At 69.6% G+C, this 25,935-nt stretch carries 21 protein-coding genes, 1 tRNA gene and 1 pseudogene; 13 read left to right on the top strand and 10 right to left on the bottom strand.

What is annotated here, in order from left to right:
• Window positions 1–45 precede the first annotated feature (45 nt).
• Window positions 46–738 (bottom strand): DUF461 domain-containing protein, encoded by a 693-nt coding sequence (locus ABZ016_RS29540; RefSeq protein WP_356919740.1) that lies wholly within the window; start codon window positions 736–738, stop codon window positions 46–48.
• Between the two features lie 600 nt (window positions 739–1,338).
• Between ABZ016_RS29540 and ABZ016_RS29535 the strand changes: the two genes are divergently transcribed.
• The 6 genes from ABZ016_RS29535 (at window position 1,339) to ABZ016_RS29510 (ending at window position 7,879) form a co-directional block, all read left to right on the top strand.
• The gene (locus ABZ016_RS29535) at window positions 1,339–1,821 is read left to right on the top strand and encodes a CarD family transcriptional regulator (RefSeq protein WP_003953493.1); all 483 of its coding nucleotides are present in this window, start codon (window positions 1,339–1,341) and stop codon (window positions 1,819–1,821) included.
• A 340-nt stretch (window positions 1,822–2,161) separates the two neighbouring features.
• A complete protein-coding gene (gene ispD / locus ABZ016_RS29530) occupies window positions 2,162–2,926 on the top strand; it encodes a 2-C-methyl-D-erythritol 4-phosphate cytidylyltransferase (RefSeq protein ID WP_356919739.1) in 765 nt (254 codons plus the stop codon).
• Window positions 2,916–3,422 carry a 2-C-methyl-D-erythritol 2,4-cyclodiphosphate synthase gene (ispF, locus tag ABZ016_RS29525; protein WP_356919738.1) on the top strand — a complete coding sequence of 169 codons (507 nt, stop codon included), beginning with the start codon at window positions 2,916–2,918 and terminating at the stop codon, window positions 3,420–3,422. Before ispD ends, ispF begins: the two co-directional genes overlap by 11 nt.
• A gap of 138 nt (window positions 3,423–3,560) precedes the next feature.
• Entirely contained in the window at window positions 3,561–4,958 is a 1,398-nt protein-coding gene (gene cysS, locus ABZ016_RS29520) for a cysteine--tRNA ligase (protein ID WP_356919737.1), read from the top strand.
• 141 nt (window positions 4,959–5,099) lie between these two features.
• The gene (rlmB, locus tag ABZ016_RS29515; RefSeq protein ID WP_356919736.1) at window positions 5,100–6,041 is read left to right on the top strand and encodes a 23S rRNA (guanosine(2251)-2'-O)-methyltransferase RlmB; all 942 of its coding nucleotides are present in this window, start codon (window positions 5,100–5,102) and stop codon (window positions 6,039–6,041) included.
• A 128-nt stretch (window positions 6,042–6,169) separates the two neighbouring features.
• On the top strand, window positions 6,170–7,879 hold the full coding sequence (locus tag ABZ016_RS29510; RefSeq protein WP_356919735.1) for a DoxX family membrane protein: 1,710 nt from the start codon (window positions 6,170–6,172) through the stop codon (window positions 7,877–7,879).
• A gap of 150 nt (window positions 7,880–8,029) precedes the next feature.
• Here ABZ016_RS29510 and ABZ016_RS29505 read toward each other — a convergent pair whose 3' ends face one another.
• The 4 genes from ABZ016_RS29505 to ABZ016_RS29490 all read right to left on the bottom strand — a co-directional run bounded on the left by ABZ016_RS29505 (window position 8,030) and on the right by ABZ016_RS29490 (window position 11,825).
• Window positions 8,030–8,761, bottom strand: a complete 732-nt coding sequence (locus ABZ016_RS29505) for a nucleotidyltransferase family protein (RefSeq protein WP_356919734.1) — start codon at window positions 8,759–8,761, stop codon at window positions 8,030–8,032.
• A gap of 143 nt (window positions 8,762–8,904) precedes the next feature.
• Window positions 8,905–9,360 (bottom strand): hypothetical protein, encoded by a 456-nt coding sequence (locus tag ABZ016_RS29500; protein WP_356919733.1) that lies wholly within the window; start codon window positions 9,358–9,360, stop codon window positions 8,905–8,907.
• 229 nt (window positions 9,361–9,589) lie between these two features.
• Window positions 9,590–10,672, bottom strand: coding sequence for a sn-glycerol-3-phosphate ABC transporter ATP-binding protein UgpC (ugpC, locus tag ABZ016_RS29495; protein WP_356919732.1), 1,083 nt, complete (start codon window positions 10,670–10,672; stop codon window positions 9,590–9,592).
• 181 nt (window positions 10,673–10,853) lie between these two features.
• Window positions 10,854–11,825: a WYL domain-containing protein gene (locus ABZ016_RS29490; RefSeq protein ID WP_356919731.1), complete on the bottom strand. Its 972-nt coding sequence runs from the start codon at window positions 11,823–11,825 to the stop codon at window positions 10,854–10,856.
• A 103-nt stretch (window positions 11,826–11,928) separates the two neighbouring features.
• Between ABZ016_RS29490 and ABZ016_RS29485 the strand changes: the two genes are divergently transcribed.
• From ABZ016_RS29485 to ABZ016_RS29475, 3 genes and pseudogenes are all read left to right on the top strand, one after another.
• A complete protein-coding gene (locus ABZ016_RS29485; protein ID WP_356919730.1) occupies window positions 11,929–12,363 on the top strand; it encodes a DUF3224 domain-containing protein in 435 nt (144 codons plus the stop codon).
• Window positions 12,364–12,453: 90 nt separating this feature from the next.
• Window positions 12,454–12,527, top strand: a tRNA-Thr gene (locus ABZ016_RS29480).
• 288 nt (window positions 12,528–12,815) lie between these two features.
• A pseudogene (locus ABZ016_RS29475) lies at window positions 12,816–12,929 on the top strand (transcriptional regulator); the annotation flags it as partial.
• A gap of 26 nt (window positions 12,930–12,955) precedes the next feature.
• Here the strand turns inward: ABZ016_RS29475 and ABZ016_RS29470 are convergent.
• Together ABZ016_RS29470 and ABZ016_RS29465 are read right to left on the bottom strand one after the other, a co-directional pair.
• Window positions 12,956–13,360: a hypothetical protein gene (locus tag ABZ016_RS29470; protein ID WP_356919729.1), complete on the bottom strand. Its 405-nt coding sequence runs from the start codon at window positions 13,358–13,360 to the stop codon at window positions 12,956–12,958.
• A 59-nt stretch (window positions 13,361–13,419) separates the two neighbouring features.
• The gene (locus ABZ016_RS29465) at window positions 13,420–13,845 is read right to left on the bottom strand and encodes a hypothetical protein (RefSeq protein ID WP_356919728.1); all 426 of its coding nucleotides are present in this window, start codon (window positions 13,843–13,845) and stop codon (window positions 13,420–13,422) included.
• Window positions 13,846–14,230: 385 nt separating this feature from the next.
• Here ABZ016_RS29465 and ABZ016_RS29460 point away from each other — a divergent pair, with 385 nt between their 5' ends.
• The 3 genes from ABZ016_RS29460 (at window position 14,231) to ABZ016_RS29450 (ending at window position 20,065) form a co-directional block, all read left to right on the top strand.
• Window positions 14,231–19,429 carry a DUF6531 domain-containing protein gene (locus ABZ016_RS29460; RefSeq protein WP_356919850.1) on the top strand — a complete coding sequence of 1,733 codons (5,199 nt, stop codon included), beginning with the start codon at window positions 14,231–14,233 and terminating at the stop codon, window positions 19,427–19,429.
• A gap of 1 nt (window position 19,430) precedes the next feature.
• Window positions 19,431–19,712, top strand: coding sequence for a hypothetical protein (locus tag ABZ016_RS29455; RefSeq protein ID WP_356919727.1), 282 nt, complete (start codon window positions 19,431–19,433; stop codon window positions 19,710–19,712).
• Window positions 19,713–19,798: 86 nt separating this feature from the next.
• Window positions 19,799–20,065: a YrhB domain-containing protein gene (locus tag ABZ016_RS29450; RefSeq protein ID WP_356919726.1), complete on the top strand. Its 267-nt coding sequence runs from the start codon at window positions 19,799–19,801 to the stop codon at window positions 20,063–20,065.
• A gap of 340 nt (window positions 20,066–20,405) precedes the next feature.
• On the opposite strand, the gene ABZ016_RS29445 is transcribed toward ABZ016_RS29450, so the two are convergent.
• The 3 genes from ABZ016_RS29445 to ABZ016_RS29435 form a co-directional block, all read right to left on the bottom strand.
• Window positions 20,406–20,837 (bottom strand): hypothetical protein, encoded by a 432-nt coding sequence (locus ABZ016_RS29445; RefSeq protein ID WP_356919725.1) that lies wholly within the window; start codon window positions 20,835–20,837, stop codon window positions 20,406–20,408.
• Between the two features lie 119 nt (window positions 20,838–20,956).
• The gene (locus ABZ016_RS29440) at window positions 20,957–21,388 is read right to left on the bottom strand and encodes a peptidoglycan-binding protein (protein WP_356919724.1); all 432 of its coding nucleotides are present in this window, start codon (window positions 21,386–21,388) and stop codon (window positions 20,957–20,959) included.
• Between the two features lie 71 nt (window positions 21,389–21,459).
• Window positions 21,460–22,335, bottom strand: coding sequence for an aminoglycoside phosphotransferase family protein (locus tag ABZ016_RS29435; RefSeq protein WP_356919723.1), 876 nt, complete (start codon window positions 22,333–22,335; stop codon window positions 21,460–21,462).
• A 315-nt stretch (window positions 22,336–22,650) separates the two neighbouring features.
• Between ABZ016_RS29435 and ABZ016_RS29430 the strand changes: the two genes are divergently transcribed.
• Window positions 22,651–25,806: a Tat pathway signal protein gene (locus tag ABZ016_RS29430; protein WP_356919722.1), complete on the top strand. Its 3,156-nt coding sequence runs from the start codon at window positions 22,651–22,653 to the stop codon at window positions 25,804–25,806.
• Window positions 25,807–25,935 lie beyond the last annotated feature (129 nt).

Here is a 25,935-nt window from a genome sequence, read left to right as displayed (position 1 = left end):
CTCCTCCTTGGAGGGGTCCCGCCCTGTTACGTCCGTTCCGGCGGGTCAGTGCCCGGCGCCGGCCTCGTTCGAGGCGCTCGCGGACGCCGCGTCGGTCGGCGTGGTCGGCGACTCGTGGCCGCCCGGGGTCTCGCCGGCGGCGGGGCTCTCCTTGTCGGCCGGCGAGCCCGAAGCGCTCTCGGCCGGGGAGCCGGACGGGGCGTTCGACGCGCCCGGCGCGGCCGGGATCTCGCTAGGGCCCCACTCCTTGAAGTAGTGCTCGGCGGGGACGACGAAGGCGCGCAGGCTCACGTCACCGGTCTTGCTGAAGGTGAAGGTGACCTTCTGCGCGTTGCCGTCCTGGACGGCCTCGCGGCTGCTCGGCAGCATGGCCGTGGCGTTGTCCTTGCCGCCCAGGATCAGCGAGCCGTGGGCCGGGACGCTCAGGCTGCCGCCCTTGGCGGGCTTGAGTTCGGCCTTCTTGCCGGTGCCGGGGATGGTGATGGACTCCAGCGTCTGGGCGGTGCTGCCGGAGTTGAAGAAGGTGGCGGAGATCGCGGCCGGGCCGGTCGACTCGAGGTCGGGCTGCGTGATCACGATCGCGTTCTGGACCTTGATGTCGCCGACGCTGGTCGCCGCGTTGTCCGGCTTGATCTCCAGCGTCTGCGCGTCGTTGCCGGCACCGCACGCGGCGAGCGAGGCGATCGAGAACGCGATGGCGGCCGCGGCGAGGACGCCGCGTCGAAGGCTGCTGCTCACGGCGGCGGCAACTCCTTGACTCGAGCGGAGCGGCCGAAAAGGCCGCCCTATGTGTCTGTCAGCGGGCCTCAGGTTACCGAGCCGTTCCCGCGCGGCCGCACCCGACCCCCCGGGCCCCTCCGATCCCACACGAGTCACCACCGGCTCCTGGGACACGGGAGACTCCCGAGTCACATTGACGATGCACTCGTCGGGCATTCACATAAGAGCCTCGGACGGCAGCGGAAATTTTCCGTGAAGGAATGCGGGGGCCACCGGAAATCGATCACCGAGGACTCCTCCGGCCGCCGTGTGATCAATTCGGGATTCGGCCGGAAGCCGGGGCGGCCCGCCGAACGGAGTAGCGGAAGTCGATCACACGCAACCGGACATATGGGGATGTTCAGCCCTCTGGAGGTGGCCCCGGATGTGTGTAACGTACGCGTTTCGCTCGCCCCGGAGAGCCCCTCCGACCTGCGAATACCTTCTTCCACTCCCTGTCCGAAGCACGTTCCTGTCGGACTTGTCAAGCCCCGAGATATGCCCTGACCTGCGAAAACGCCATTCAGAACCCGCAGTTTCCGTGTTACCCTGGATAGCCACGGAAGGGGTACCTGTCACATGACGTTCAAGGTTGGCGACACCGTGGTCTATCCCCATCACGGGGCCGCGCTGATCGAGGCTATCGAAACTCGCCAGATCAAAGGCGTGGACAAGACCTACTTGGTGCTGAAGGTCGCCCAGGGTGACCTGACGGTGCGTGTGCCAGCGGACAATGCGGAGTTCGTCGGCGTGCGTGATGTGGTCGGTCAGGACGGGCTGGACCGGGTCTTCGAGGTGCTGCGCGCACCATACGCCGAGGAGCCCACGAACTGGTCCCGTCGGTACAAGGCAAACCTGGAGAAGCTCGCCTCCGGTGATGTCATCAAGGTCGCGGAAGTGGTGCGTGACCTGTGGCGTCGTGAGCGTGAGCGCGGACTCTCCGCCGGTGAGAAGCGCATGCTCGCCAAGGCGCGCCAGATTCTGGTGAGCGAGCTCGCCCTCGCGGAGAACACCAACGAGGACAAGGCCGAGGCCCTGCTCGACGAGGTTCTCGCCTCCTGAGGCGGAGCCCGTCGCTCAGCACTCTGCTCGCAGCGCTGTGCAGTTCAAGGCAGAGCAGTTCAACGTAGAGCAGTTCAACGCAGACCAACGCTGCACATCGAAATGCCGCGGTGCCCGATGACGATTCTTCTGTCGCCGGGCGCTGCGGCATGTTCGTACTCGGTCGCCGAATGCGCCGACACCGCCGGATGTGTTAGGACTCTCGATCCGGTGTTTGGCGTGCCGGGCCCGGGCAGCCGGCTCGACCAGCGTCACGGAAGGGTCCGGTCGAGCGCGTCGCGCCCGGCACTCCTCCAGGCCATACCCACGCCAGGCCAGCACACAAACCTGACAGGAACCGATGTCTGACGATTCGCGTCCCTCACCGCCTGACGGCCCCGCAACCGCCCGTACCGCGGCCGTGATTCCGGCCGCCGGCCGTGGTGTACGGCTCGGCCCGGGCGCCCCCAAGGCGCTCCGCGCGCTGGGCGGCACCCCCATGCTCATCCACGCGGTCCGCGCGATGGCCGCCTCCCGTGCCGTCTCCCTGGTCGTCGTCGTGGCCCCGCCCGACGGCGCCGCCGAGGTCAAGTCGCTGCTGGACGCGCACGCGCTGCCCGAGCGCACCGACTTCCTCGTCGTCCCGGGCGGGCAGACCCGCCAGGCGTCGGTGAAGCTCGGCCTGGACGCGCTGCCCCCCGGCCACGACATCGTGCTGGTGCACGACGCGGCCCGGCCGCTGGTCCCGGTGGACACCGTCGACGCCGTGATCGAGGCCGTACGCGAGGGCGCCCCCGCCGTCGTCCCGGCGCTGCCGCTCGCCGACACGGTCAAGCAGGTCGAGCCCGCAGGGACGCCCGGCGAGCCGGAGCCGGTCGTCGCGACGCCGGAGCGTGCGCTGCTGCGGGCGGTGCAGACACCGCAGGGCTTCGACCGGGAGACGCTGGTCCGGGCGCACGAGACGGTCACCGGCGACGTCACCGACGACGCCGGCATGGTCGAACAGCTCGGCCTCACGGTCGTTGCGGTGCCCGGCCACGAAGAGGCCTTCAAGGTCACCCGCCCCCTGGACCTGGTCCTCGCCGAGGCGGTCCTGGCCCGCAGGAGGCTCAACGATGGCTTCTGACGCGTCCATGCACGAACCCCCGCTGCCCCAGGTCGGCATCGGCACCGACATCCACGCCTTCGAGGAGGGCCGCGAGCTCTGGTGCGCCGGCCTCAAGTGGGAGGGCGAGGGCCCGGGCCTGGCAGGCCACTCCGACGCGGACGTCGTCGCCCACGCGGCCTGCAACGCCCTGTTCTCCGCGGCGGGCCTCGGCGACCTCGGGCAGCACTTCGGCACGGGGCGGCCCGAGTGGTCGGGGGCGTCGGGGGTCACGCTCCTCACGGAGGCCGCCAGGATCGTCCGGGAGGCCGGCTTCCGGATCGGCAACATCGCCGTACAGGTGGTGGGCCCGAGGCCGAAGATCGGGAAACGCCGGGACGAGGCGCAGAAGCTTTTGTCGGACGCGGCGGGAGCACCGGTGGCCGTATCGGGGGCTACGACGGACGGTCTGGGCTTCCCAGGGCGAGATGAGGGCCTGATGGCGGTGGCAACGGCTCTGGTCGTCAAGACGCGGTGACCGGGCCGACCCTCCAGGGGCGCGGGGCTGTATGTGACATGCGGCTCCGCCGCGTGGGCGCGACAAGCCCCACCGACCGCGCACCCGACAAACAAGGGACTGCCCCACGCACCCCCCACGGCCTACTACCCTGGTCCCGTGACTATTCGCCTGTACGACACCAGCGCCCGGCAGATCCGTGACTTCACCCCGCTCACCCCGGGCTGTGTCTCGATCTACCTGTGTGGCGCCACCGTGCAGGCCGCCCCGCACATCGGGCACATCCGCTCCGGACTGAACTTCGACATCCTGCGCCGCTGGTTCACGTACCGCGGCTACGACGTCACGTTCGTGCGGAACGTCACGGACATCGACGACAAGATCATCGCCAAGTCCGCCGACCAGAACCGCCCCTGGTGGGCCATCGGCTACGAGAACGAGCGCGCGTTCAACAACGGCTACCACGCCCTCGGCTGCCTGCCGCCGACCTACGAGCCGCGTGCCACCGGGCACGTGACCGAGATGGTCGAGATGATGCGCGGTCTCATCGAGCGCGGGCACGCCTACGAGGCCGACGGCAACGTCTACTTCGACGTGCGCTCCTTCCCGGAGTACCTGGAGCTGTCCAACCAGGAGCTGGACAACCTGCTCCAGCCGTCGGGCGAGGGCGAGACCGGCAAGCGGGACTCCCGTGACTTCGCCATGTGGAAGGCGGCGAAGCCGGGGGAGCCCAGCTGGGAGACGCCCTGGGGCCGCGGCCGCCCCGGCTGGCACCTGGAGTGCTCGGCGATGGCGCACAAGTACCTGGGCACCGCCTTCGACATCCACGGCGGCGGCCTCGACCTGGTCTTCCCGCACCACGAGAACGAGATCGCCCAGGCCAAAGCCTACGGCGACGACTTCGCCCGGTACTGGGTGCACAACGCCTGGGTCACCATGAGCGGCGAGAAGATGTCCAAGTCGCTCGGCAACTCGGTCCTGGTCAGCGAGATGGTCAAGCGCTGGCGGCCCATCGTGCTGCGCTACTACCTGGGCACCCCGCACTACCGCTCGATGATCGAGTACAGCGAGGAGGCGCTGCGCGAGGCCGAGTCGGCGTTCGCGCGGATCGAGGGCTTCGTGCAGCGCGTGGTCGAGAAGGCCGGCGCCGTCGAGCCCGCCCCCGAGGTGCCGCTCGCCTTCGCCGAGGCCATGGACGACGACCTGGGCGTGCCGCAGGCGCTCGCCGTCGTGCACACCACGGTCCGGCAGGGCAACAGCGCGCTGGCCGCCGACGACAAGGAAGCCGCGGTGGCCCGGCTCGCCGAGGTCCGCGCCATGCTCGGCGTCCTCGGCCTCGACCCGCTCGACGAGCACTGGGCCGGGGAGACCGACCGCGGCGACGACCTGCACGGCGTGGTCGACTCTCTGGTCCGCATGGTTCTCGACCAGCGCGAGGCCGCCCGGGCCCGCAAGGACTGGCCCACCGCGGACGCCATCCGCGACCAGCTGAGCCAGTCCGGCCTGGTCATCGAGGACAGCCCGCAGGGCCCGCGGTGGAGCCTCGGCCCACGCTGAGACCAGAGCTGGAAGCAAGCTGAGACCGGCGCTGGGACGAGAACCACAGCTGATCGATTGTGCCGCCCGGGCCTCCGGGCGGCACACTTCATAGACGTACGCACTTCACCGCCTCACGGCGACAGCAGAGACAGGTAGGTCATGGCAGCCAACAACCGCCGCATGTCCGGCAAGAAGGGCGCGCAGGTCGGCAGTGGCGGCCAGCGGCGCAAGGGCCTCGAGGGCAAGGGCCCCACCCCGCCCGCCGAGATGCGCAAGGGACACAAGAAGAACCGCGTCGCGGGCGCCAAGGCGAAGCAGGCCGTCCGCCGGCCCACCGTGCGCGGCCGCGGCGGCAAGGGCACGTCCGAGCTGGTCGTCGGACGCAACCCGGTCCTGGAGGCGCTGCGCGAGGGCGTCCCGGCCTCGACCCTCTACGTCCAGCAGTTCATCGACAACGACGAGCGGGTGCGCGAGGCCCTCCAGGTCGCCGCCGAGCGCGGTGGCATCAACCTCATGGAGGCCCCGCGTCCCGAGCTGGACCGGATGACCAACGGCCTCAACCACCAGGGCCTGGTCCTGCAGGTCCCGCCGTACGAGTACGCCCACCCCGAGGACCTGGTGGCCGCCGCCCACGACGACGGTGAGGACCCGCTGATCGTCGCCCTGGACGGCGTCACCGACCCGCGCAACCTCGGCGCGGTCGTCCGCTCCGTCTCCGCCTTCGGCGGTCACGGCGTCGTCGTCCCCGAGCGCCGCGCGGCCGGCATGACGGCCGGTGCCTGGAAGACGTCCGCCGGTACGGCGGCCCGCACCCCCGTCGCCCGCGCCACCAACCTGACCCGGGCCCTGGAGGCGTACAAGAAGGCCGGCATCGCGGTCGTCGGCCTGGCCGCCGACGGCGAGTCGGAGCTCGGTGACCTCGAGGCGCTGGACGGCCCCGTCGCCATCGTCGTCGGCAGTGAGGGCAAGGGACTGTCCCGGCTGGTCGGGGAGACCTGCGACTTCCGGGTGCGGATCCCGATGCCGGGCGGCGCCGAGTCGCTCAACGCCGGTGTGGCGGCCGGGATCGTGCTGTACGAGGCGGCTCGCCGACGCCGCTGAACAAGCGTCCGGAACTTCACCCGTACGGGGTAATTCCGGTGTCATCGGGGCGACAAGGGCAAGCTTGACGGGGTCCGGACAGATCCGGCGGGTCAAAGCAGTGTCCTATCCCGACGTCACTCGGTTAGATGAGTGTGGACACCAGAACACCCCGCACACCCACGGGGGACCGCTCGTCGGGACTCGACGACGCTCCCGCGCTGAGCATGGTGAAGGTGCCGAGCGACCCGGCGCAGGTCATCGTCAACCACGCGAGTTTCCGCGTGCAGTTGGGCGGCTCGACACGTCGCGTGCAGTCCCCCCGGGTCGCACGGCACATGACCGCCGCCGAGGACACCGCCCGCATCCCCGTCGCCACCGCCGGGGGCGCGGCGGACGGTGGCCCCGCCCGCCGCCGTCCCGTCGTCTGGAGCGGCAGATCCGCGCCCGACGACACCGGCGCCCACCGGCTCCTCCAGGCCGTGCGGCACGAGAGCGTCCGCCACCCCGACGAGGCCGCCGCCGACGCCGGAGCCACCCAGGTCATCTCCCGCGTGGGCACCGGCCAGGGCACGGGCCACGGCGCCGGATACGACGACGGCGGCTACGGCGGCACCGGCTACCGGGGCGACGGCTACGAGGACGACCTCACCCGGACCGTCGAGACCCCCGTCGTCGGCCACCAGCGCACCCGCGAACAGGCCGACGGCACCCGGCTGTTGCCGCCCATGCGCACCGTCGGCAGCGCCTACGACGAACCCGCCTACGGGGAGGCGGAGTTCGAGGACCTCACCGACGAACTGGGCGGGACCGAGCGGCGCGTCAAACGTCACGGCGACGACCCGGCCCGGCACGCCTACTACCCGGGCCGCCGGATGAACCTCGGCGTCGTCCTGCTCCCGCTGCGCGTCTTCCTCGGCTTCATCTCCATCTACGCCGGCATGGGCAAGCTGTGCGATCCCGTCTACTTCGACGGCGGCGAGCGCGGCACCATGGTGAAGTGGCTCAACACCCTGCACCCCTGGGAAGTCGCCGAGCCCCTGCGCCAGTTCGCCTTCGCGCACCCCATCGGCGCCGGGCTCGTGATCGCCTTCGCACAGGTCGTCGTCGGCGTCCTGACGGTCCTCGGCTGCTGGCAGCGCGTCGCCGCCTCCCTGGGCGCCCTGCTCTCGGCGGCCCTGCTGGTCACCGTCAGCTGGAAGAGCGTCCCCGTCTACGAGACCCCTGACATCTTCTACCTCGCCGCCTGGTCCCCGCTGATCATCGCCGGCGCCCCCGTCTACTCCGTCGACGGCCGCCTCGCCGGCAGCGCCTGGCGCCACCTCGGCCCCCGCGCCGACCTCTGGCACCTGCGCGGCTACGTGCTGCGCCGGGGCGCCCTCGTCACCGCCGTCGCCGCCGGCCTCACGCTGCTCATCGGCTCGCTGCTCGGCGGCGCCGTCCGCGATGCCGACCGGGTCGTCGTCCCCGGGCCCGGCGAGGCCCCGCGCAACGAACTGCCCGGCTCGCCGCTCCCGGACGAGCCCGGCAAGCGGCAGCACAAGCGGACCCCGTCCGCCTCCTCCACGCCCACCCAGGGCGCCACGGCCGGCACGGCCGGACCCAGCGCGGGCACCACGTCCCAGCCGGGCGCCACCCCGGAGTCCGGCACCGTCACCGGCGGCCGGCCCAGCCAGACCCAGGGCAGCGCCGGCCAGGCCCCGCCCCGCCAGTCCTCCCCGGCCGGCCAGGCCCCGAGCACCACGTCCGGCCCCACCTCCGGCGGCTCGACCACGGGCGGCTCCGGCTCGACCGGCGGCACCGGCGACGACTCCTCGTCCTCCGGCCAACCGGGCCTGGTGGGCGGCCTCCTGGGCTGACCCGACGGCAGTACGCCAGAAGGGCCCCGCACTCCTGAGGTGCGGGGCCCTTCTGGCGTAGAGGGGAGCAGCGGACTTCAGGGGCGCGGGGAACTGCGCGAGAAACCACAACGAACCCGCAGCCGCCGACGCACCGGGACAACCGAGCTCTCAGCGCCCCAAGGCCGCCAGTTCCTTCGCCGCCTCGGTCAGATCCTTCGCCGTGTCGATGGCCCGCCAGTACGACCCCTGCGGGATGGTGAACCCGGCCAGACGGTGCTCCCGGGCCAGGCGCGGGAACGTCGTGCGCTCATGGTCCCCACGATCCGGCAACAGCCCCGCGAACTCGGGGGAGAAGACGTAGACACCCGCGTTGATCTCGAACGTCGACAGCGGAGCCTCGATGAAGTCGGTGATGTGTCCAAAACCGTCGGTCTGAACCGCCCCCCACGGCAGCCGCGGCCGCGCCAGCGCCACCGTCGCGACCGCGTCGCGCTCGGTGTGGAAGTCCGCCATGTCCCGCAGTGAGAACCGCGTCCAGATGTCACCGTTGGTGGCGTACCAGGGCTGGTCCGGGTGGGGCAGATGCGTGGCGGCGTACTTGAGGCCGCCGCCACGGCCGAGGGGCTCGGACTCCACGACGGTGGTGACGGAGACGGGCAGATCGGCCGTCTCCAGCCACTTCTGGAGCACCTCGGCGAGGTGGCCGCAGGAGACCACCACGTCGGTCACGCCTTCCTCGGCGAGCCAGGAAAGCTGATGGCCGATGATCGGAGTCCCCGTCCCGGGGATCTCGACCATCGGCTTGGGCCGGTCGTCGGTGTACGGGCGCAGCCGGGAGCCCTGGCCACCGGCCAGTACCACGGCTTGCACGGGGCGGGACGCGGCGCTCGGATCGCTCATGAGACCGAACTGTACGTGGCGTCCCGCCCGGGCATACGGCTGTGGGCGTGCGCTCGGCTGTGGGTGTGCGCTGGGCTGTGGGCCTGCGCCCGGCTCCGGACGTGCGCCCGGCTCCGGGCCCGCCCTCAGCTCCGGGTGCGCGCTCAGCTGTGCGCCGCCGCGACCCCCGTGGCGAACGCGGTGTCGCAGACCGGGCGGGCGTAGGACTGGGCGCGGGTCGGGCCGTAGACCCGGACGGCGGCCTGGCCGAGGGCGCGGGCGATGGACGCGCAGTGCTTCGCCAGCGACGGGCGGTCGTTGACGGCCTGCTGGAGGTGGGTGAGGGCGGTGCCCGGGTCCTCCCGCTGGAGCTCGGTCAGCAGCCTGTCGCGCAGGACCTCCTGCGGGGCGCGCTTGACGGCCCGCGGGGTGCCGGCGGACGTGGCGGTGTCCGCTGCGGTGAGCACCGGGTCGGAGGGGCTTCCCGACCAGTTGACTCGGGTGACCGCGAGGGTCCCGGAGAGCACCAGGACGACGGGCAGGACGAAAGCGAGGGTGCGGCCGATCCGGCGGGCGGGGCCCCGGCCGCGTCGCGTCTGTTGGGTGTTGGAGTGCTTCACGCGAGTGAGGGTAGCGCCCAGTAGTGGTTTGTAGACATTTAGTCACCGGTTCGGGGGATGAGAGAGCCTCCTTTTTTGGGTAGAGCGTTGACGCACAGCGCTCGAAATGTCCGGTCTGCCGGGGTATTCGGAGAGAGCGAAGAGGGCCCCGCAGCGCTCTACGGGGCCCTCTTCGTCAACTCGGGCGATTCACCCGGGGTTGGGCGTTCGCGGTTGCCGTCCGGCGTGGTCAGTCGGAGAGGCGCGCGCCGCTGGAGGTCGAGAACACGTGGGTCTCGCCGGAGCGGGGCACGATGTGCAGCTGGCTGCCCTTCTCCGGGACGTCACGGCCGTTGACGCGGACGACGAGGTCCTTGGAGTCGTCGCCGACCTTCGCGGTGCCGTAGACGTAGGCGTCGGCGCCGAGCTCCTCGACGACGTTCACGGTGACCGCGAGGCCCTGCTCGGCGTCGGAGACGTCGAAGTGCTCGGGGCGGACACCGACGGTGACCGTCTTGTCGCTGGTGGCGTTGAGCGCGTCACGCTGCACCGGCACGACCGACTTGCCGAACTTCACGCCGCCGTCGGTCACCGGGACCTCGACGAGGTTCATCGCCGGGGAGCCGATGAAGCCGGCCACGAAGAGGTTGGCGGGCTTGTCGTACATGTTGCGCGGGGTGTCGATCTGCTGGAGCAGGCCGTCCTTGAGGACCGCCACGCGGTCACCCATCGTCATGGCCTCGACCTGGTCGTGGGTGACGTAGACGGTGGTGATGCCCAGGCGGCGCTGGAGCGACGCGATCTGCGTACGCGTGGAGACACGGAGCTTGGCGTCCAGGTTGGACAGCGGCTCGTCCATGAGGAACACCTGCGGCTCACGCACGATGGCGCGGCCCATCGCGACACGCTGGCGCTGACCGCCGGAGAGCGCCTTCGGCTTGCGGTCCAGGTACTCGGTGAGGTCGAGGATCTTCGCGGCCTCTTCGACCTTCTGCCGGATCTCCGCCTTGTTGACGCCGGCGATCTTGAGCGCGAAGCCCATGTTGTCGGCGACGGTCATGTGCGGGTAGAGCGCGTAGTTCTGGAACACCATGGCGATGTCCCGGTCCTTCGGCGGCAGGTGCGTGACGTCGCGGTCGCCGATGCGGATGGCGCCGCCGTTCACGTCCTCGAGCCCGGCGAGCATCCGGAGCGAGGTGGACTTTCCACAGCCGGACGGGCCGACCAGGACGAGGAACTCCCCGTCCTCGATGTGGATGTCGAGCCCGTCCACGGCGGGCTTCTCGGTGCCCGGGTAGATCCGGGTCGCCTTGTCGAACGAGACAGTGGCCATGATCAGTGAACCCCTTCTACCGGCAGGAACGTGCCGGACGATCCGAGTAGGAAGGTGGTGCCACGACGGTTTTCCGTTGTGGTGTAGTCCACGCGGGTGAACTGGCTCAGGACGGTACCTGGCGTTCACGTCGTCTGTCAGTACCTCCGCCCCTGTGAACTTCGTGGAAAATTTTCGAGGCCTAGTCGAGGCACTGGTAGCGCTCCGCGAGCGCCGCCACCGCCGTCATGAGGGCTCGCCGCAGTTCAGGAGGCCCCAGTACCTCCGCCTCCGCCCCGAGCCGGAGCAGATCACCGACCGCCACGGCCTCCGCCTCCACGGCCAGCTCCACCTCCACCCAGCCGTCCCCGTCCGGCGCGCCCGCCTCGCGCAGCGCCTCGGCGCCCGCCGCCCCGAACTGCATCGGCAGCAGCCGCTGGGCCCGCGGGGAGATCCGCAGCCGCGCGACGCCCTGCCGGAGAGCGGCCTCCATCCGACGGGAGGACTCCTCCCAGTGGGCTGCCAGATCGAAGCCGGCCGGACGCTCGAAGACCTCCCCGGTCTCCTCCACGGCCAGCACCCGCGACACCCGGTACGTGCGGACGGTTCCCTCCGCCAGGGCCACCAGGTACCAGATGCCGCCCTTCAGGACGAGTCCCATCGGCCAAAGCTCCCGGCGTACCTCGCCCCGCCACCGCCGGTAGTGCACGCGCAGCACCCGCTGATCCCACACGGCCGCCGCGACCGCCTCCAGACACGGCACCGGATCGGCCTCCCGGAACCAGGCCGGCGCGTCCAGATGGAACCGCTCCTGAACCCGCCGCGCCTGCCCGGCCAACTCCGCGGGCAGCGCCGCCTGCACCTTCAGCTGGGCACTCGCCAGCACCGCCCCCAGCCCGAGATCCCGGGCCGGTCCGGGCATCCCCGCGAGGAACAGCGAACCCGCCTCGGCGTCGGTCAGCCCCGTCAGCCGCGTCCGGTACCCGTCCATCAGCCGGTAGCCGCCCTCAGGCCCCCGGTCCGCGCACACCGGCACACCCGCCGCGCCCAGCGCCTCGACGTCCCGGTAGACGGTGCGCACCGACACCTCCAGCTCGGCGGCGAGCTCGGGCGCGGTCATCCGCCCGCGGTTCTGGAGCAGCAGGAGCAGGGAGAGGAGCCGGTCGGCGCGCATGAGGGCCATTGTCCGGCGTGAGCCGCCGTACCTGACAGGAGATGTCAGGTACGGCGGCGAAAGTGGTCTCACCAGGCCGAACCCGACCCGTGAGGACCCAGCCATGCCCGCACCGCAGACCACCACCGCTGCTACCACCACGACCGGTCAGTTCACCTTCGCCGACTGGCAGGAGAAGGTGATCGGCCCCGGCGAGGACGCCAACCCCCGCCTCGCCCACGCCTCCGTCCGGAACACCTTCAGCGGCGGCATCGAGGCGGCCGGGACGATCTGCGGGTACTCCATCGTCTACGTCACCGCGACGACCGGCTCCTTCAGCGGCATGGAGCTGATCACCGGCCGCGTCGACGGACGCGAGGGGAGCTTCGCCGTCGAGGAACGGGGCTGGTTCGACGAGGAGGGCACCGTGCACTGCGCGTTCGAGGTGGTGCCGGGGTCGGGCAGCGGGGAACTGGCCGGACTGAAGGGCAAGGGCGGCTTCACCGCACGGCACGGTGAGACGGCCGTGGCGTACCGCTTCGAGTACGAGGTCGAGTGACCCGTCACCCCGAGCGGAACTCCGTGGCTCGGGGTGACGGGCCCTGTGTACAGTGGTGGCGCCCTCGCGTACGGCGTTGTAGTGCGCGGCGCCTCCTTAGCTCAGCTGGCCAGAGCAACGCACTTGTAATGCGTAGGTCGTCGGTTCGAATCCGACAGGGGGCTCCGAGAAACCCCAGGTCACATAGCCCGTGACCTGGGGTTTTCTGTTGCTCAGGGCGGGCGTGTCTCACGGCCGAGACGCCGTGACTCTGCTTGCGTGCGCGATGCGTGAGCGGAGGGCGATCGTCCCACCTCTTGGCCTTCTTCCGTCGGCTCTTCTTCTTGCCTTCGGCCTGGGCCTTCTTGGCGCGCTCTCCCGAGCCTTCTCGGCCTTCCGCGCGGCCTCTTCGGCCTCCCCCTTGCGTTGGAGCGGGACCAGCTTGGCGGTGGCCTCGGCAGCGTTCAGGCGCCGCCGGCCTCACCGGGAAGGAACGCTCCGCCCGGTGCGGCTGGCACCCTGCTAAGACCACTCGCATCCAAAAGGCCGAGGTGTACAGCCACACCGACGGGGACATCCGAGCGTGGTGGCGCTGAGACCGGAGCTGTCCTGATCAAAGCCATGATGAGGGTCCGCAGTCCGTAGTGGCGGTGCTCCCTCGGCATATCTTGATCGAGACAGTGCCGAGTGACGGGAGTGAGCCGCGGAAGTTCACGGGCGCGGTTCCAGCGCCGCACTGCGTGGCGTTCTTGCTCGGTATGCCTGGGGTGAGGTCATGCGTGAACGTGATCCAGGCCGAGTAGCACTCGGAGCCGGTGTTCGAGAGCTCTCCCTTGATCACGAACGGACGGACGAATATGGTTCCGGGTTCCGCCCAGCTGGTTCCTGATGCGCTGGCTGTCCCGTGTGAGGCCGTCCATTCCCTCTCCGCACTGGTGTCAGCTGCTGCAGGTGAGCTTCCGGCGGCCAGCACGGCAGCAGAGCCGAGAGCCACGGTGACCGTCTTGAAGGTGCGCATGGCAGGTGGAGTCCTTTCTTGGTGCCGCCGGCGCGGCGGGTTGTTCATCAGATTGGCGTTCAGGCGGGGACACGCTCTTTGGCGGGTTCGCCAGCCCCTGGCCGAGCTGCCCCGGGCTGGCCGTGTCTGCGGCGGAGGAGGCCCTTGAAGTCGGGGTCGTGACCAAGGGGCGACAGGAGTAGGAGGAGGCCGGCCCACATGGCGAGGGCGAAGCTCCAAAGCCCCATGACGACTGCGATGGAGAGGTGGAAGAGGATGCCCGCGGGCAGCAGCATCCAGCGGACCCGCTGCGGCATGAGCAGCGCGGCCGCCAGGGCAATCTCCAGGGCAAGTGGCCCCCAAGTCATCGCGGCGACGCCTACTGGGTTGTCGACGATGACGTCGAGCACAGGGCGCAGCCAATAGGGGGCGCCGAAGGCGTAGTTGTTGACCCAGTAGTACAGGGCGGTTCCGTCGGCCCACTCCGCGTGTGGCAGCTTGGCCACGCACGGACGAAAAGCAACCTGGTTGGCATGTTCCAGCCATATTTGGAAGAGAGTTCTTCACTGGGCGCCCATCCGGCCAGGGGCTCTGCACCATATCGGTCCGGGCAGGGGTTGCAGATCCAGCCATAGCTGCAAACTACAAGTTATTTCCCACGCCTCCTGATCAAGGATCAACCCTGCGCTTCGTTCACAGCCGTCACGCAAGGGATGCACAGTGCGGAAGAGATCACGAAGATCAGTCATAGCCCTGCTGGTTCTGGCCATGATGGCCACAATCGGTGTCGTACCGGCTTGGGCTCTCCCCGAGCAACCTGCCTCCACCCCGGCCGCCGCTGAACAACTCAAGGCTCGGACGGCGGCGGACCTGCCGAAGCCGCCCCAGGCCATGACGTTGGCGGAGCGGCGCAAGCAGGTGAAGCAGTCCCGGGACGAGCTGTCGCCGATGCGCCGCTACCGGGACTCACCCGCCAGGAAGCCGGTGGGCAAACCCCATCCTCGGCCCGCCAAGGGCGCCGTCGAGCGCCGCTTCCTCGCTGAGGGGAGCCCGACGCGCCGGCCCCTCGCGGCGGCGGCAACCGCTGATCCGGCGTGGGTGTCGGGCTCGTCCGGGGTGTGGCCGGGGACCCTCTCGATCGGCGGGCACGTGAAGTTCTCCTCCGGCACCGGTTCGTCCTATTCGAGGTTGTTGCTGCTTCTCCGGAACGAGGCGGGAACGGTCGTCAAGGCCGAGGAGATCGACAAGGCCACCTACGATCCGGAGGGAAAGGGGCATCTGGACAGTGGAGCCTGGTGTTATGGCTGGTGGCCGAACAACGGCGGGTCTCATGCGGGCGACGAATGCTTCTGGTGGAGTTCGAGCGCGCTTGGCGGACATCTTGAGGACGGCAAGAAGTACTACGCCCACGTCTACCTCATGGGTTCGGACGGTACTTACAGTCCGAACGGCACCACCTCTCCGCTGATCGAGGCGTTCTACACCCCGGACATCCCGGGTGCCCAGGCCGGCATCTGCTCCTGCTACGCGCAGGCTCACCGCGCCGACCCGGTCAACACGGCCACGGGCATGTTCTTCGAACAGCTCACTGACGCCCAACTGGTCGGCGTCGGCAAGCAGGTGACCCTTGAGCGCACGTACCGCTCCGACTCCACGGCGACCGGTCTGCTGGGGCGCGGCTGGGCCACGCCCTTCGATGTGAAACTGACGGTGGCCTCCGGCAAGGTCACCTATCAGGCCGACGACGGGGCGAAGTTCGTCTTCACGCAGAAGAGCGACGGCACGTACACCGCGCCGGCGGGTTCGGCCGCGAAGCTGGTCAAGGGCAGCAGCACCTACACCGTCACCACCCCTGACCACACCAAGCGCACCTTCAGCAGCACCGGTCAGCTCACGTCGGTCGTCGACGGCGGCGGGCAGGGCCTGACACTGACGTACACGTCCGGCAAGCTGTCCTCGGTCAAGGACGCCGCCGGCCGCACCACCGGCTTCACTGTGAACGCCGACGGCCGGGTCACCAAGGTCAGCCTCCCCGATGCCACGTCGGTCTCCTACGCCTACACGGATGGCCTGCTGACCTCGGTCACCGATCCGGCGGGCAAGGTCTCCTCTTACGGCTACAACGCCGACAAGCGGCTGTCCTCCATCACCGATCCGGCGGGTGGCAAGGTCTCCAACACCTATGAGACCAACGGCAGGATCAAGTCCCAGACGGACCAGAAGGGCAAGACCACGTCCTTCACCTGGGACAGCGGCGGCGAAGAGTCCCACATGACAGCCCCGGACGGCGGAGTGTGGACCGACATCTACGCCGCCAACGTGCTGATGGAGAGCATCGACCCCTACGGCAAGAAGGTCTCCTACACCTACGACCGCTACCTGCGCCCGGTCGAGATCACCGATCAGCGCGGCAACACCACGTCGATGACGTACGACAGCGCCGGACGCATGCTCACCCGCAGCGCGCCAGCGTCCCTCGGCTACAAGGAGAGCTGGACCTACGACAGCGCCGGCAACATCCTCAGCCACACGGACGGCCGCGGCAACAAGACGACGTACACCTACAACGCGTCCAACCGGCTGACCTCCAGCACCGATCCGCTCAGCGGCAAAACGACGTACACGTACACCGCGCTCGGTGCCCTGGCGACCGTGACCACCCCGCGCGGCAAGACCACGACGTACGGGTACGACGCGAAGGGCAACCGCACCTCGGTCACCACCCCGCTCGGAGAGAAGAGCACCTTCACTTACGACGGCGCAGGCCGCATCACCTCCAAGACCGACCCCCGCGGCAACGCATCCGGAGCCGACCCGGCCGCCTACACCACGAAGTACACCTACGACGGCCGCGGTCTGCTCAGCACCGCCACCGACCCCCTGGGCCGCACCACCAGCTACGGCTACAACGGCGCCGAACAGCTGACCTCGGCCAAGGACCCGGCCGACAACATCACCCGCTATGAGTACGACGACGTCGGGAACCTGACCAAGACCACCGACGCGGCGGGCAAGTCCGTCACCCGTAGTTACGATTCCGGCAGCCGTCTCACCTCCGAGACAGACCCGCTGGGCAACAAGACGACTTACACCTATGACAAGCTCGGCCGACTGCTGAGCACGGTCTCCGCCCGCGGTAACGTCACCGGCGCCGATCCGGCCGCTTACAGTACGAGCTACGCCTACGACGCCGCAGGCAACCGCACCAAGGTCACCGACCCCAGCGGCGCGGCTGCCGGCACCGAGTACGACGCCGTGAACCGGCCCGTCAAGTCCACCGACAGGCTGGGCAAGACGACCACCTACGCCTACGACGCGGTCGACAACGTCACCAAGGTCACCGACGCCCTCGGCAAGAGCGTCTCCTCGGTGTACGACAAGAACAACCGACTGACCAGCTCCACCAACCAACTCGGCAAGGCCACCACATTCGCCTACGACACCGACGGCAACCTGCTCAGCCGCACCTCCCCGCTGGGCAACAAGGAAAGCTGGACCTACGACGGCGACGGCCGCCAGGCCACTACCGTCGACCCCCGCGGTAATGCCACCGGCGCCGACCCGGCCCAGTACACCACCACCAACAGCTACGACGCGGCCGGCAACCTCCTCACTGTCACCGACCCGCTCGACGGGGCGACCAGGACCGAGTACGACGCGGCGGGCAACGTCACCAAGCGCACCGACGCCGACAAGCGCGCCACCACCTACGGGTACGACAAGCTCGACCAGCTCACCACGGTCACCGCCCCTGACGGCGCAAAGACGACCTACGAATACGACGCCGCAGGCAACGTCACCAAGCGAACCGATGCCAACAACCAAACGACCGCCTACGGCTACGACGCGGCCCGCCACCTGACGGCGGTCACCGACCCGCTGGACCGCGTGACCTCGTACGCGTACGACGCCGAGGGCAACCTCACCAAGAAGACCACCCCGCGCGGCACCACCAGCTACGCCTTCGACACCCGCGGGCTGCCCACCAAGGTGGACTACTCGGACTCGACGCCGGACGTGAGCTTCGGCTACAACGCCGCCGGGCGCATGACGACCCGCGCCAACGCGACGATCTCCGAGGACTTCGACTACGACGCGGTGGGCAACCTCACCAAGACCCGCGGCTTCTCCTACACCTACGACGCCGCCGGGCAGATGCTCACCCGCAAGTACTCCGACGGCAACACCATCAACTACGCCTACGACAACGACGGCCGCACGTCATCCATGACCGCCGACGGAGTCACCACCAACTACACCTGGAACGCTGCGGGCAACCTCACCAAATCGGCGCTGCCCAACACCGAGACCGAGGACCGCGCCTATGACCGGGCGGGCCGGCTCACCGCCGTCACGTCATCCAAGGCCGGGACCACCGTCACCAAGACGGCTCTCACTCTGTCCGCTGCTGGACTGCCCACTCACGTCGACGTCACCCGGGCCAGTGTCGGCACCGGCGGCTGGGACCTCACCTACGACGCGGCAGGCCGCCTCACCTCAGGCTGCGCCCCCCAGCCCTGGGTAGCCGGCTGCGCGTCCGCCCGCACCACGGCCTACACCTACGACAAGGTCGGCAACCGCCTGACCTCCACCCTAGGCACCACCAACACCAACTACACCTACGACGCGGCCGACCAGCTCACGTCCACCGCCACTGGCACCACGACCACCACCTACGACTACGACGGCGAGGGCAACCAAACCAAGGCGGGAGCGGACACCTACACCTACGACCTGACCGGACAGATCTCCGCCGCCACGGTCGCCGGCAGCACCTACGCCTACGACCACGACGCCAGCGGCAACCAGGTCACCACCACCAAGGACGGGACGGTCACCAGCCGCACGCAGTGGGACCCCAACGGCCCGCTACCGATCCTCGCCACCGAGTACGACAGCGCCTGGGCGCTTAAGCAGTCCTACCGCTACGACCCCCTGGGACAGCCCACCGCCACCAAGACCGGCTCAGGCGCGCTCTTCTACTACCACCACGACACCCAGGGCTCCCCGGTCGACGTGGCGGGCAGCACCGGCACGCTCCACCAGCGCTGGGCCTACGACCCCTTCGGCACCCGTGTCCTGAACACGGTCACCAGCGGCGCCCCCGCAAGCACCCCGTCCTACACGGGCGCCCGTTACGAGACCACCACAGGCAACCTCGACCTGCACGCCCGCCAGTACAACACCACCACCGGCCGCTTCAACCGCCCCGACCCGGCAACGAGGAGCCTCACCACCCCGTACGTCTCGACGTACGCGTACGCCGACAACCAGCCCACCCTGCTCACCGACCCCAGCGGCCTGACACCGGAGGATCCAAACGAGCGTGTCGACAGCCTCGGCGAGGGGCTCAAGATCTTCGGTGATGGCTTCATCCAGGGGCTGAAAGCCCCATTCGAGTTCCTCGGCGACGCGTATGACGCCGCCACCGGCCAGAACGGCGGTGCTGGCACCTTCGTCGACAAGTACCTCCCCGTCCGCCCCGCCTACCGGCTCTACCGGGCCGAGTACATGCTCCGCCAGCAGGGCTGCGACGCCCTGGCCGACCTGTACGCCGACGCTGCGGACGATCTCGCCCAGCAGATCGCGGTCACCGGCCTCGGTGGTCTCACAGGCTGGCGAAGGGCCGCTGTCGAGCCCGGCGGGGGACGGTACTACGGGGAGCCGAGCACGACGCGGTTCGGACTTTCCTACTACACGCCGGAGACCCCGTCGTCGAAGAACCGCATCAACCCCGAGGGCGGTGAGATGAACTGCGGCTTGTGCGCGACCGCGGGTGACGACCTGATGGCTGGCCGGAACCCGAACGCGGTGGCCGGGGCCGATCGCCCGATGACACGTGCTGAGGTGTCTGCTCTGACGGGTCAGGCGTTCCGGAAGGTAGGCGGCCTGAACGTCATCGTCAGCGAGGTGCTGCGATGGGGGCCCGGCGCGCGAGCAATAGTAGGAGCATGGCCGAGGAGGGGCCTGGGGCACTACTTCAACGTCGTGAACATCGACGGGAAGGTGGTCTTCCTCGACTTCCAGCAGGGCAAGGCCAATCCGGCGAAATCGACGTACCGTGACTACTACCTCATGAGGACAAACTGACATGCTCGACCGGGAAGAAGCCGAGCGCAGGGCCGCGGAGTTCCTCGCGGAACAGAGCAGGACATGGGGACCGTCCTCCAACGTGAGGATCATTCCTGAGTACTGCTTCACAGACCGAGGGCGGTTCATCGCTCCCTACGACCATGTCGACTATCTCGATCACGGCCGTGACGACATGCAGCTCGGCGGAAATCTTCCAGTAGCAGTCGACATGAGCACCGGATCGTGTTCTTTCATCACTCGGGAGGAGGCGGAGGACATGATGGCGCGCGACCTGCTCTGAGAAGCGCCTCGCCATGGACAGCGGGCCGCGAAGATCAACGCCACAGCCCGCTGTCCCAACCTACCGTCAGCAGCGAGGACCGACTGATGCTGGACATCGAACAGGCGGCCAAGCTGGCCCAGCGGTTCCTGGACGAGCGGGCTGGGCCGGGCGTCACCCCCTTGGCCCTCGTGGAAGGGGAGCGCACTCAAGTGGGCGCTGTCTTCTACTTCGACTGCCAGTCGGACGCCTACCTCCGCAGCGGAGACTTCCGGGACATGGCCATCGGCGTGGGGCACGTAGCCGTTGACGGGGAAACCGGCAAGTGCAGCATGCTGGGAGCCGTCGAGTCCGCCGAGCTCGACCTCTTTTGACCGGTCTCTTCAAAGTCTCCTATGTGTCGGCGTTGGGAGACATGTTGGTGGCCTGCGACGTGCGCCGCAGGCCACGGGCCGAGTTCTGCCTGATGCAGGCGGTCTCCTCTCACACGTCTGCGTGAGCGATGCGTGAACGGACGGTGCGTCACAACCCGCCGCGCGGCGGATAGGCACTCACGGCTCACATGCTCTGACCAGGTGGTTCCGGACACCGACCCAGGGTCCGGAACCACCCGTCAAGTCATGGCTAGGGCTTGTAATGCGTAGGTCGTCGGTTCGAATCCGACAGGGGGCTCCCTTGGGACCCCAGGTCAGTGCTTGACGGACCTGGGGTCTTTCACGGTCGGAACGGTTTGACGAACCTCGCCTCAGGCACGCCTGGACCGTCGCCGTCCTCGACGCGGGCGCGGCCGTCGGGTGCGAAGCCGGCCCGGCGGTAGAAGTGCTGAGCGACCTCGTTGGGCAGGTAGGCGTACACGCACAGCGGGCCATGACCACGGACTTCGAGGTCAGCGACGGCGTACGTGAAGAGCCGACGCCCCAGCCCGGTACCGAAGCCGACCACATCCCCCGCGTCGCTCAGCACCCAGAGCCGGTGGGCGTCCGGCATCGCAGCCAGATACTCGGCCCAGTCCGTCGTCTCGTCCGCCGGGTCCAAGGCGTCGAGGTACGCGTGACTCATGAACCGCGAGTAGGCGGCACGCCACGCCCGAACCTTGAGACCACCGATCGCAGGCGCGTCGTCCGGAGACGCGGTACGGATCATCATGTTCGTGAGTTTATCGACGGTCACCGGGACTGGTCGCCCCATTTTCGGGCCGCATCATCGCTCAATAAGGCCGGTCGACTGTGAGCCGATCGGCCTTGTTTGAATTCACGCCGTCGCGGTCAGGCGGAAGGCGTGGGAACCTTGAGCCTGTCCCAGGTCAGCTTCCCCGGTATGCCGTCCGCGTCGGGGCCGCTGAACCCATTCTTTTCCTGGAACTTCTTGTACGAGGCCTTGTCCGCCGACGACCACTTCATGTCCGGCTCCGGCGGCTGATAGGTGCCACAGCCTTCCTGTTGCAGGCGGCGAGCCATCGCGAGAACGACCTTGTTGTTCGGGTGATGCTGGAACCACCGCTTTCCGGGGAACGGAACGAAGCCGTTTCCTGAATGGGAGATGACCAGGCGCTGGCCGACCCGGATCACATCCGGGTCAGGGATATTGTTCAGATGCTGGAGCTTCGCGACCGTGGTTCCGAAAAACTCGGCTATCTCGGAGAGGGTGTCGCCTTCTACGACGTAGTAGATGGCGTCTCGTGTCTGTGTTGTAGTCATGCTTCAAGGCTAATCCTGCGCGTAGCGGCGTGCATCTCGCTTAATTTTTGAAATAAAATGCGCTACCCGGGCTATTTCAGTCTGCGGACGATTTCCAGCTGGTCGTCGTCCAGGGGGCGGCCGTCCTCGATGTCCCACAGGGCGTTCTGGAGGAGGCGGCCGAGGGTCCAGGCTCGGGCGCGGGGGCGGTCCAGGGCGAGGACGTCGGTCATGGCGTCGAAGCGCCAGAGGATGTCGCCGGGGTCGTAGCGGTTGTCGATGGCCGGCCAGAGTTCGAAGCCGGGGTCGCCCACCAGGGGCTTGGGGTCGATCGCGAGCCAGGGGGCGCGGTCGGAGGCCAGGACGTTCTCGTCGTGCAGGTCCCAGTGCAGGAGGCGGTCGCCCGGTTCGTCGACGACTTCGCGCACCGCGGCGGCACAGTCGGCGACGAGGCGGCGGGCCTCGGGGTCGGGGATGCGGTCGAGTGCCCACGGGGTCCGGTCGAGCATGGCGCGGGCGATGTCGCCGAGGTGGCGCAGGCCGGGTGGGGCGGGGAAGGAGGTGAGGTGGGTGAGGAGTTCCGCGATGGTGACGACGGCCCGGTGGGGATCCGGTTCCTCGGAGAGCATGCGGGTCTCGTCCAGGCGTTCCAGCAGCATGGTGCCGGTGGGCTGGTCGTGGTCGAGGAGGCGGACCGCTCCGTCGCCGTCCCAGGCGCGCAGGGCGACCGGTTCGCCCTCGCTCTCCTCGTCGAGGATCTGGAGCTTGAGGGCCGCGGGGGTGCCGTCGGCGCGGAGCACCGGGAGGACCAGGGCGCAGACGCCGTGCATGGGGGCCCCGTCGGGTCTCAGCTCCCAGCGGTCGAGGAAGCCGGCCGTCAGCTCCGGCAGTCCGGCGATGAAGGCGCGGCCTGCCTCGCCGTTGAACTTCTCCTGTGATGCTGCCAGTTCGCGGGGAATCTCGATCACTCGCCGCACCGTAGCGGGGTGGGCGGGGTGGGGCACGCGAATTCGAGGCGGGCCGGGGTGGGCCGGAATGGGCCGGGGAGGCTGTATCTCGGGGGCGGTGTGTCGTATCTGTGTGCGAGCATCTCGCCAACGACCACTGATCCAGGGGGGATTGCCATGTCGGGAACCGACGTGCGTCCGAGACCGAGATTGAGACCGAGATCGAGACCCGGACCGAGATGGAGAGCGCGTGCGGGACGAGGACGGGGCGTCGCGTCAGCCGTCGCCGTCTCGCTGTTCGTCCCGCTGCTCAGCCTGACGGGGGCGGGGACCGCGGTGGGGGCCGCGGCCGAGGTCGGCCAGGCCGACGGGCCCGAGTGCGCGCCGCTCGCGCTCGCGCCGTTCGGCGACCCGGGGGAGGCTGTCGGCAGGGAGACCGTTCCGGCGCAGAGCAGCGCCTGCTTCACCGTGACCGCCGGCTCGGCCGGTCCGCACCTGGTGACCCTGAAGGACAGCGGGAACAACGCCCACGCAGAGCTGTACGACGCGGATGGTGCCCAGGTCGACTGCTACGCCGACGAGGCCCGCACCGAGGGCTGGTGCCAGGTGCCCGCGGCGGGTACGTACACCCTCAAGGTCGTCAACAGCGGCTGGGTGGACGACGAGAAGACCGAACTGACCGTCGTCCCGCTCAGCTCGGACAACCGCGGCTGCGCCGGGCCCGTCGGCACCGGCTGGGACCAGCCGGCCGTGATCCGGAGCGCGGCGAGCCCGCTGGCCGTGGACTGCCAGGCCTTCGAGGCCCGGCCCGGTGAGCGGATCAGGCTGAACCTGCAGCGGAAGGTGTACGGCGAGTCGGTCGCCTGGATCACCGACGAGACCGGCGCCCGGATCTGCGAGCGCTTCCCGGAGGACGGCGAGGACAGCTGTGTGCTGCCCGGCGACGGCCCCTACCGGGTGCTGTCGACCGTCTCGCGTTCGGAGGGCGGCTTCCCCGCCGCCTACGCGCTCCAAGTGCGCCGGCTGAACGACCCGCAGGGCTGCACGACCGCCTCCGTCCTGCCGTTCGGGCCGCTGAAGCCGCAGGACTTCGGCACCGACCTCTGTTACACCTTCGCCGCCGGGCGGGCCGGGCCGTACACCGTGCACGCCGTGGACGAGGACCGGTCGGCCGGGGCGGTCCGGGTGTACGACGCCGAAGGGCTGACCGTGTGCGACTCCGGCACCGACCCGTGCCGGATCCGTGAGGCGGGTACGTACACCGCCGTCCTGGGCAGTTACCCCTTCGAGGCCTCCCGGGACCGGCTGGTCGTGTTCGACCGGGCCTCCGACGCCGGCTGCGAGGAGATCGGGACCGGCCTGTACAAGGGCGAGCTGAGCACGGCCGGGCAGTACGACTGCCTGACGCTGCCCGTGCCGAAGGACGCCCGGATCGCCGCGCTCACCGCGAACTCCTCGGCCGGGCTGACCCCCGAGGTGGAGGTTCTGGATCGTGCGGGCACCCCGCAGTGCGACAGCGAGGCGCTCCGCGACGGTGACTGCGCGCTGACCGGTGAGGCACCGTTCCGCGCGCTGGTGCACACCGAGGACAGCGGCGACACGGCCACCGGCCCCTACCGGGTCGCCTTCCACCGCACCGACGCCGCCGAGGGCTGCCCCGCCCTGCCCGCGGGCAGTTTCGCCCCGGGCGGCGCCAAGGCCACGCTGACCACGGGCGACGGCGTCTTCTCGCACTGCCTGGGCATCCCGGCCGACGCGCACTCGACGGCGGAACTGCTCCAGCTGACCGCGACCTCGGGCACCGCTCCGGCCGGGTTCTCGGTGCTGGACTCCGACGGCAAGCGGGTCTGCGACCGTTACGCCACCACCGACGGCTGGACGATCTGTTCGCTGACCCCGGGCAAGGCCCACACCGTACTGGTGACCGGCCGGGACGAGGCCGCGACGTACTCCCTGACCCGGCGTGACGTCACGGAGAGCGCATCCGCCTCCGGCTGTGGCAAGACCGCCGCGGTGAAGGTCGGCGGGGCGTCCCTGAAGAGCGCGTACGCGGCGCCGGGCACCATCAACTGCCACCAGGTGACCACCGGCGCGGCGACCGACGTCGTCCATGTCGACGTGCGGGACGCGCTCGGTACCGCCAACAGCGCGGTGGTGGCCGGGGACGGCCGAGTGGAGTGCTCCTTCCGCAACACGTCCTGCGCGGTGAGCGGTTCGACCACCCACCAGGTGCTCGTGCAGACGCCCGCCCATCTGAAGGCGGCGCCCGAGTACCGCCTGGACCGGCTGCGGATCGCGACCGCCGACGGGCCCGCCCCGGAGTGCGTGAAGGTGCCGTCGGTGGCCTTCGGATACGGGCCGGTCACCGGCACGCTGGACGAGTCGCGCACCGCCGTATGCGCGGCGCTGCCCACCGCGGGCTTCGACCGGTTCGACACCGACATCAAGGACACGGCGGGCGCCGACGTCAAGGCCGTACCCGTGCTGTACGACACGTCCACCTGGAAGAACGGCTGCACGCGCTTCTACCCGGAGGACTACGACTGCGGCGTCCAGGGCTCGTCCTCCGGGAGCGCGCCGTCGCTGTTCCTGCTCGGCCTGCCGGAGAAGGCGTCGAGTACGGCCTACAGCGCCGAACTCATCTGCTCGTCCGCGCTGTGCGGCACGGAGAAGACGGACGTCACCGCCGTCAGCCCGGACACGGGCGCCGCCGGCGGCAAGGTGAAGCTCACGGTCACCGGTACCGCGCTCGGGAAGGACGTCACGGTCCGGCTGAGCCAGGCCGGCAAGACGATCACGGCGCAGGCGGACTCGGTCGCCGCGGACAACCGGACGGTGACCGCGACCGTCGACCTGACGGGCGCGGCGACCGGCACCTGGAACGTCAGCGTGATCACACGCGGCTGGGAGTTCCAGCGCGGCACCTTCACCGTGACGCCCCGGCCCGAGCTGTCGAACACGGCGGCACCGAAGGTGACCGGCACGCCCAAGGTGGGTGCCGAGGTCACTGCCGCGCCGGGCACCTGGTCGGCGGCGCCGACGTCGTACACGTACCAGTGGAAGGCGGACGGGGCCGCGATCGCCGGTGCCACGGCGTCGGCGTACCGGATCCCCGCGGCGCAGGCCGGCAAGAAGATCAGCGTGACCGTGACGGCGGTCAGGAGCGGCTGGCAGAGCGGGTCGGCGTCCTCGCCGTCGGTGACCGTGGCCGAGGGCGACGCGCCCAAGGCGACCAAGCCGCCGGTGATCAGCGGGACCGTCGCGGTCGGTAAGACGCTGACGTCGTCGGCCGGGACGTGGAGCCCGGCGGTGTCCTCCCTTGCGTACCAGTGGTACGCGAACGGCACGGCGATCAGCGGGGCGACGAAGTCCTCGCTCGTGCTGAAGGCGGCGCAGCAGGGCAAGAAGATCACCGTGAAGGTGACGGCCCGTCGCGCGGGGCACAAGGACGGGTCGGCGGTGAGCGCGGCGACGAAGGCGGTCGCCCGCTGATCTGCTGAGCGCGCGCGAGCGCTGGTGACGAGGAGGGCCCCTCGAAGGCGAATTCGCCTTCGAGCCGATGCCGGCGGTGAGCGGCCGGGGCCCGCGCGCCCGCAACCGGGGCGGCAGCCAGGGGTGGAA

The sequence above is a fragment of the Streptomyces sp. NPDC006372 genome, assembly GCF_040612515.1.
Lineage (GTDB): Bacteria > Actinomycetota > Actinomycetes > Streptomycetales > Streptomycetaceae > Streptomyces.
This window is presented reverse-complemented; position numbering and strand designations above follow the sequence as displayed.

Bases quoted from the DNA above. Each gene is read 5' to 3' on its own strand.
- ABZ016_RS29485 (WP_356919730.1), top strand. From the start codon at position 11,929: ATGCCCGCACCGCAGACCACCACCGCTGCTACCACCACGACCGGTCAG.
- rlmB (WP_356919736.1), top strand. From the start codon at position 5,100: ATGGCAGCCAACAACCGCCGCATGTCCGGCAAGAAGGGCGCGCAGGTC.
- ABZ016_RS29490 (WP_356919731.1), bottom strand. From the start codon at position 11,825: ATGCGCGCCGACCGGCTCCTCTCCCTGCTCCTGCTGCTCCAGAACCGC.
- ABZ016_RS29440 (WP_356919724.1), bottom strand. From the start codon at position 21,388: ATGACTACAACACAGACACGAGACGCCATCTACTACGTCGTAGAAGGC.
- ispF (WP_356919738.1), top strand. From the start codon at position 2,916: ATGGCTTCTGACGCGTCCATGCACGAACCCCCGCTGCCCCAGGTCGGC.
- ABZ016_RS29535 (WP_003953493.1), top strand. From the start codon at position 1,339: ATGACGTTCAAGGTTGGCGACACCGTGGTCTATCCCCATCACGGGGCC.
- ABZ016_RS29470 (WP_356919729.1), bottom strand. From the start codon at position 13,360: ATGCGCACCTTCAAGACGGTCACCGTGGCTCTCGGCTCTGCTGCCGTG.
- ABZ016_RS29450 (WP_356919726.1), top strand. From the start codon at position 19,799: ATGCTGGACATCGAACAGGCGGCCAAGCTGGCCCAGCGGTTCCTGGAC.
- ABZ016_RS29505 (WP_356919734.1), bottom strand. From the start codon at position 8,761: ATGAGCGATCCGAGCGCCGCGTCCCGCCCCGTGCAAGCCGTGGTACTG.
- ABZ016_RS29460 (WP_356919850.1), top strand. From the start codon at position 14,231: ATGACGTTGGCGGAGCGGCGCAAGCAGGTGAAGCAGTCCCGGGACGAG.
- ABZ016_RS29510 (WP_356919735.1), top strand. From the start codon at position 6,170: ATGAGTGTGGACACCAGAACACCCCGCACACCCACGGGGGACCGCTCG.
- ABZ016_RS29445 (WP_356919725.1), bottom strand. From the start codon at position 20,837: ATGATGATCCGTACCGCGTCTCCGGACGACGCGCCTGCGATCGGTGGT.
- ugpC (WP_356919732.1), bottom strand. From the start codon at position 10,672: ATGGCCACTGTCTCGTTCGACAAGGCGACCCGGATCTACCCGGGCACC.
- ABZ016_RS29455 (WP_356919727.1), top strand. From the start codon at position 19,431: ATGCTCGACCGGGAAGAAGCCGAGCGCAGGGCCGCGGAGTTCCTCGCG.
- ispD (WP_356919739.1), top strand. From the start codon at position 2,162: ATGTCTGACGATTCGCGTCCCTCACCGCCTGACGGCCCCGCAACCGCC.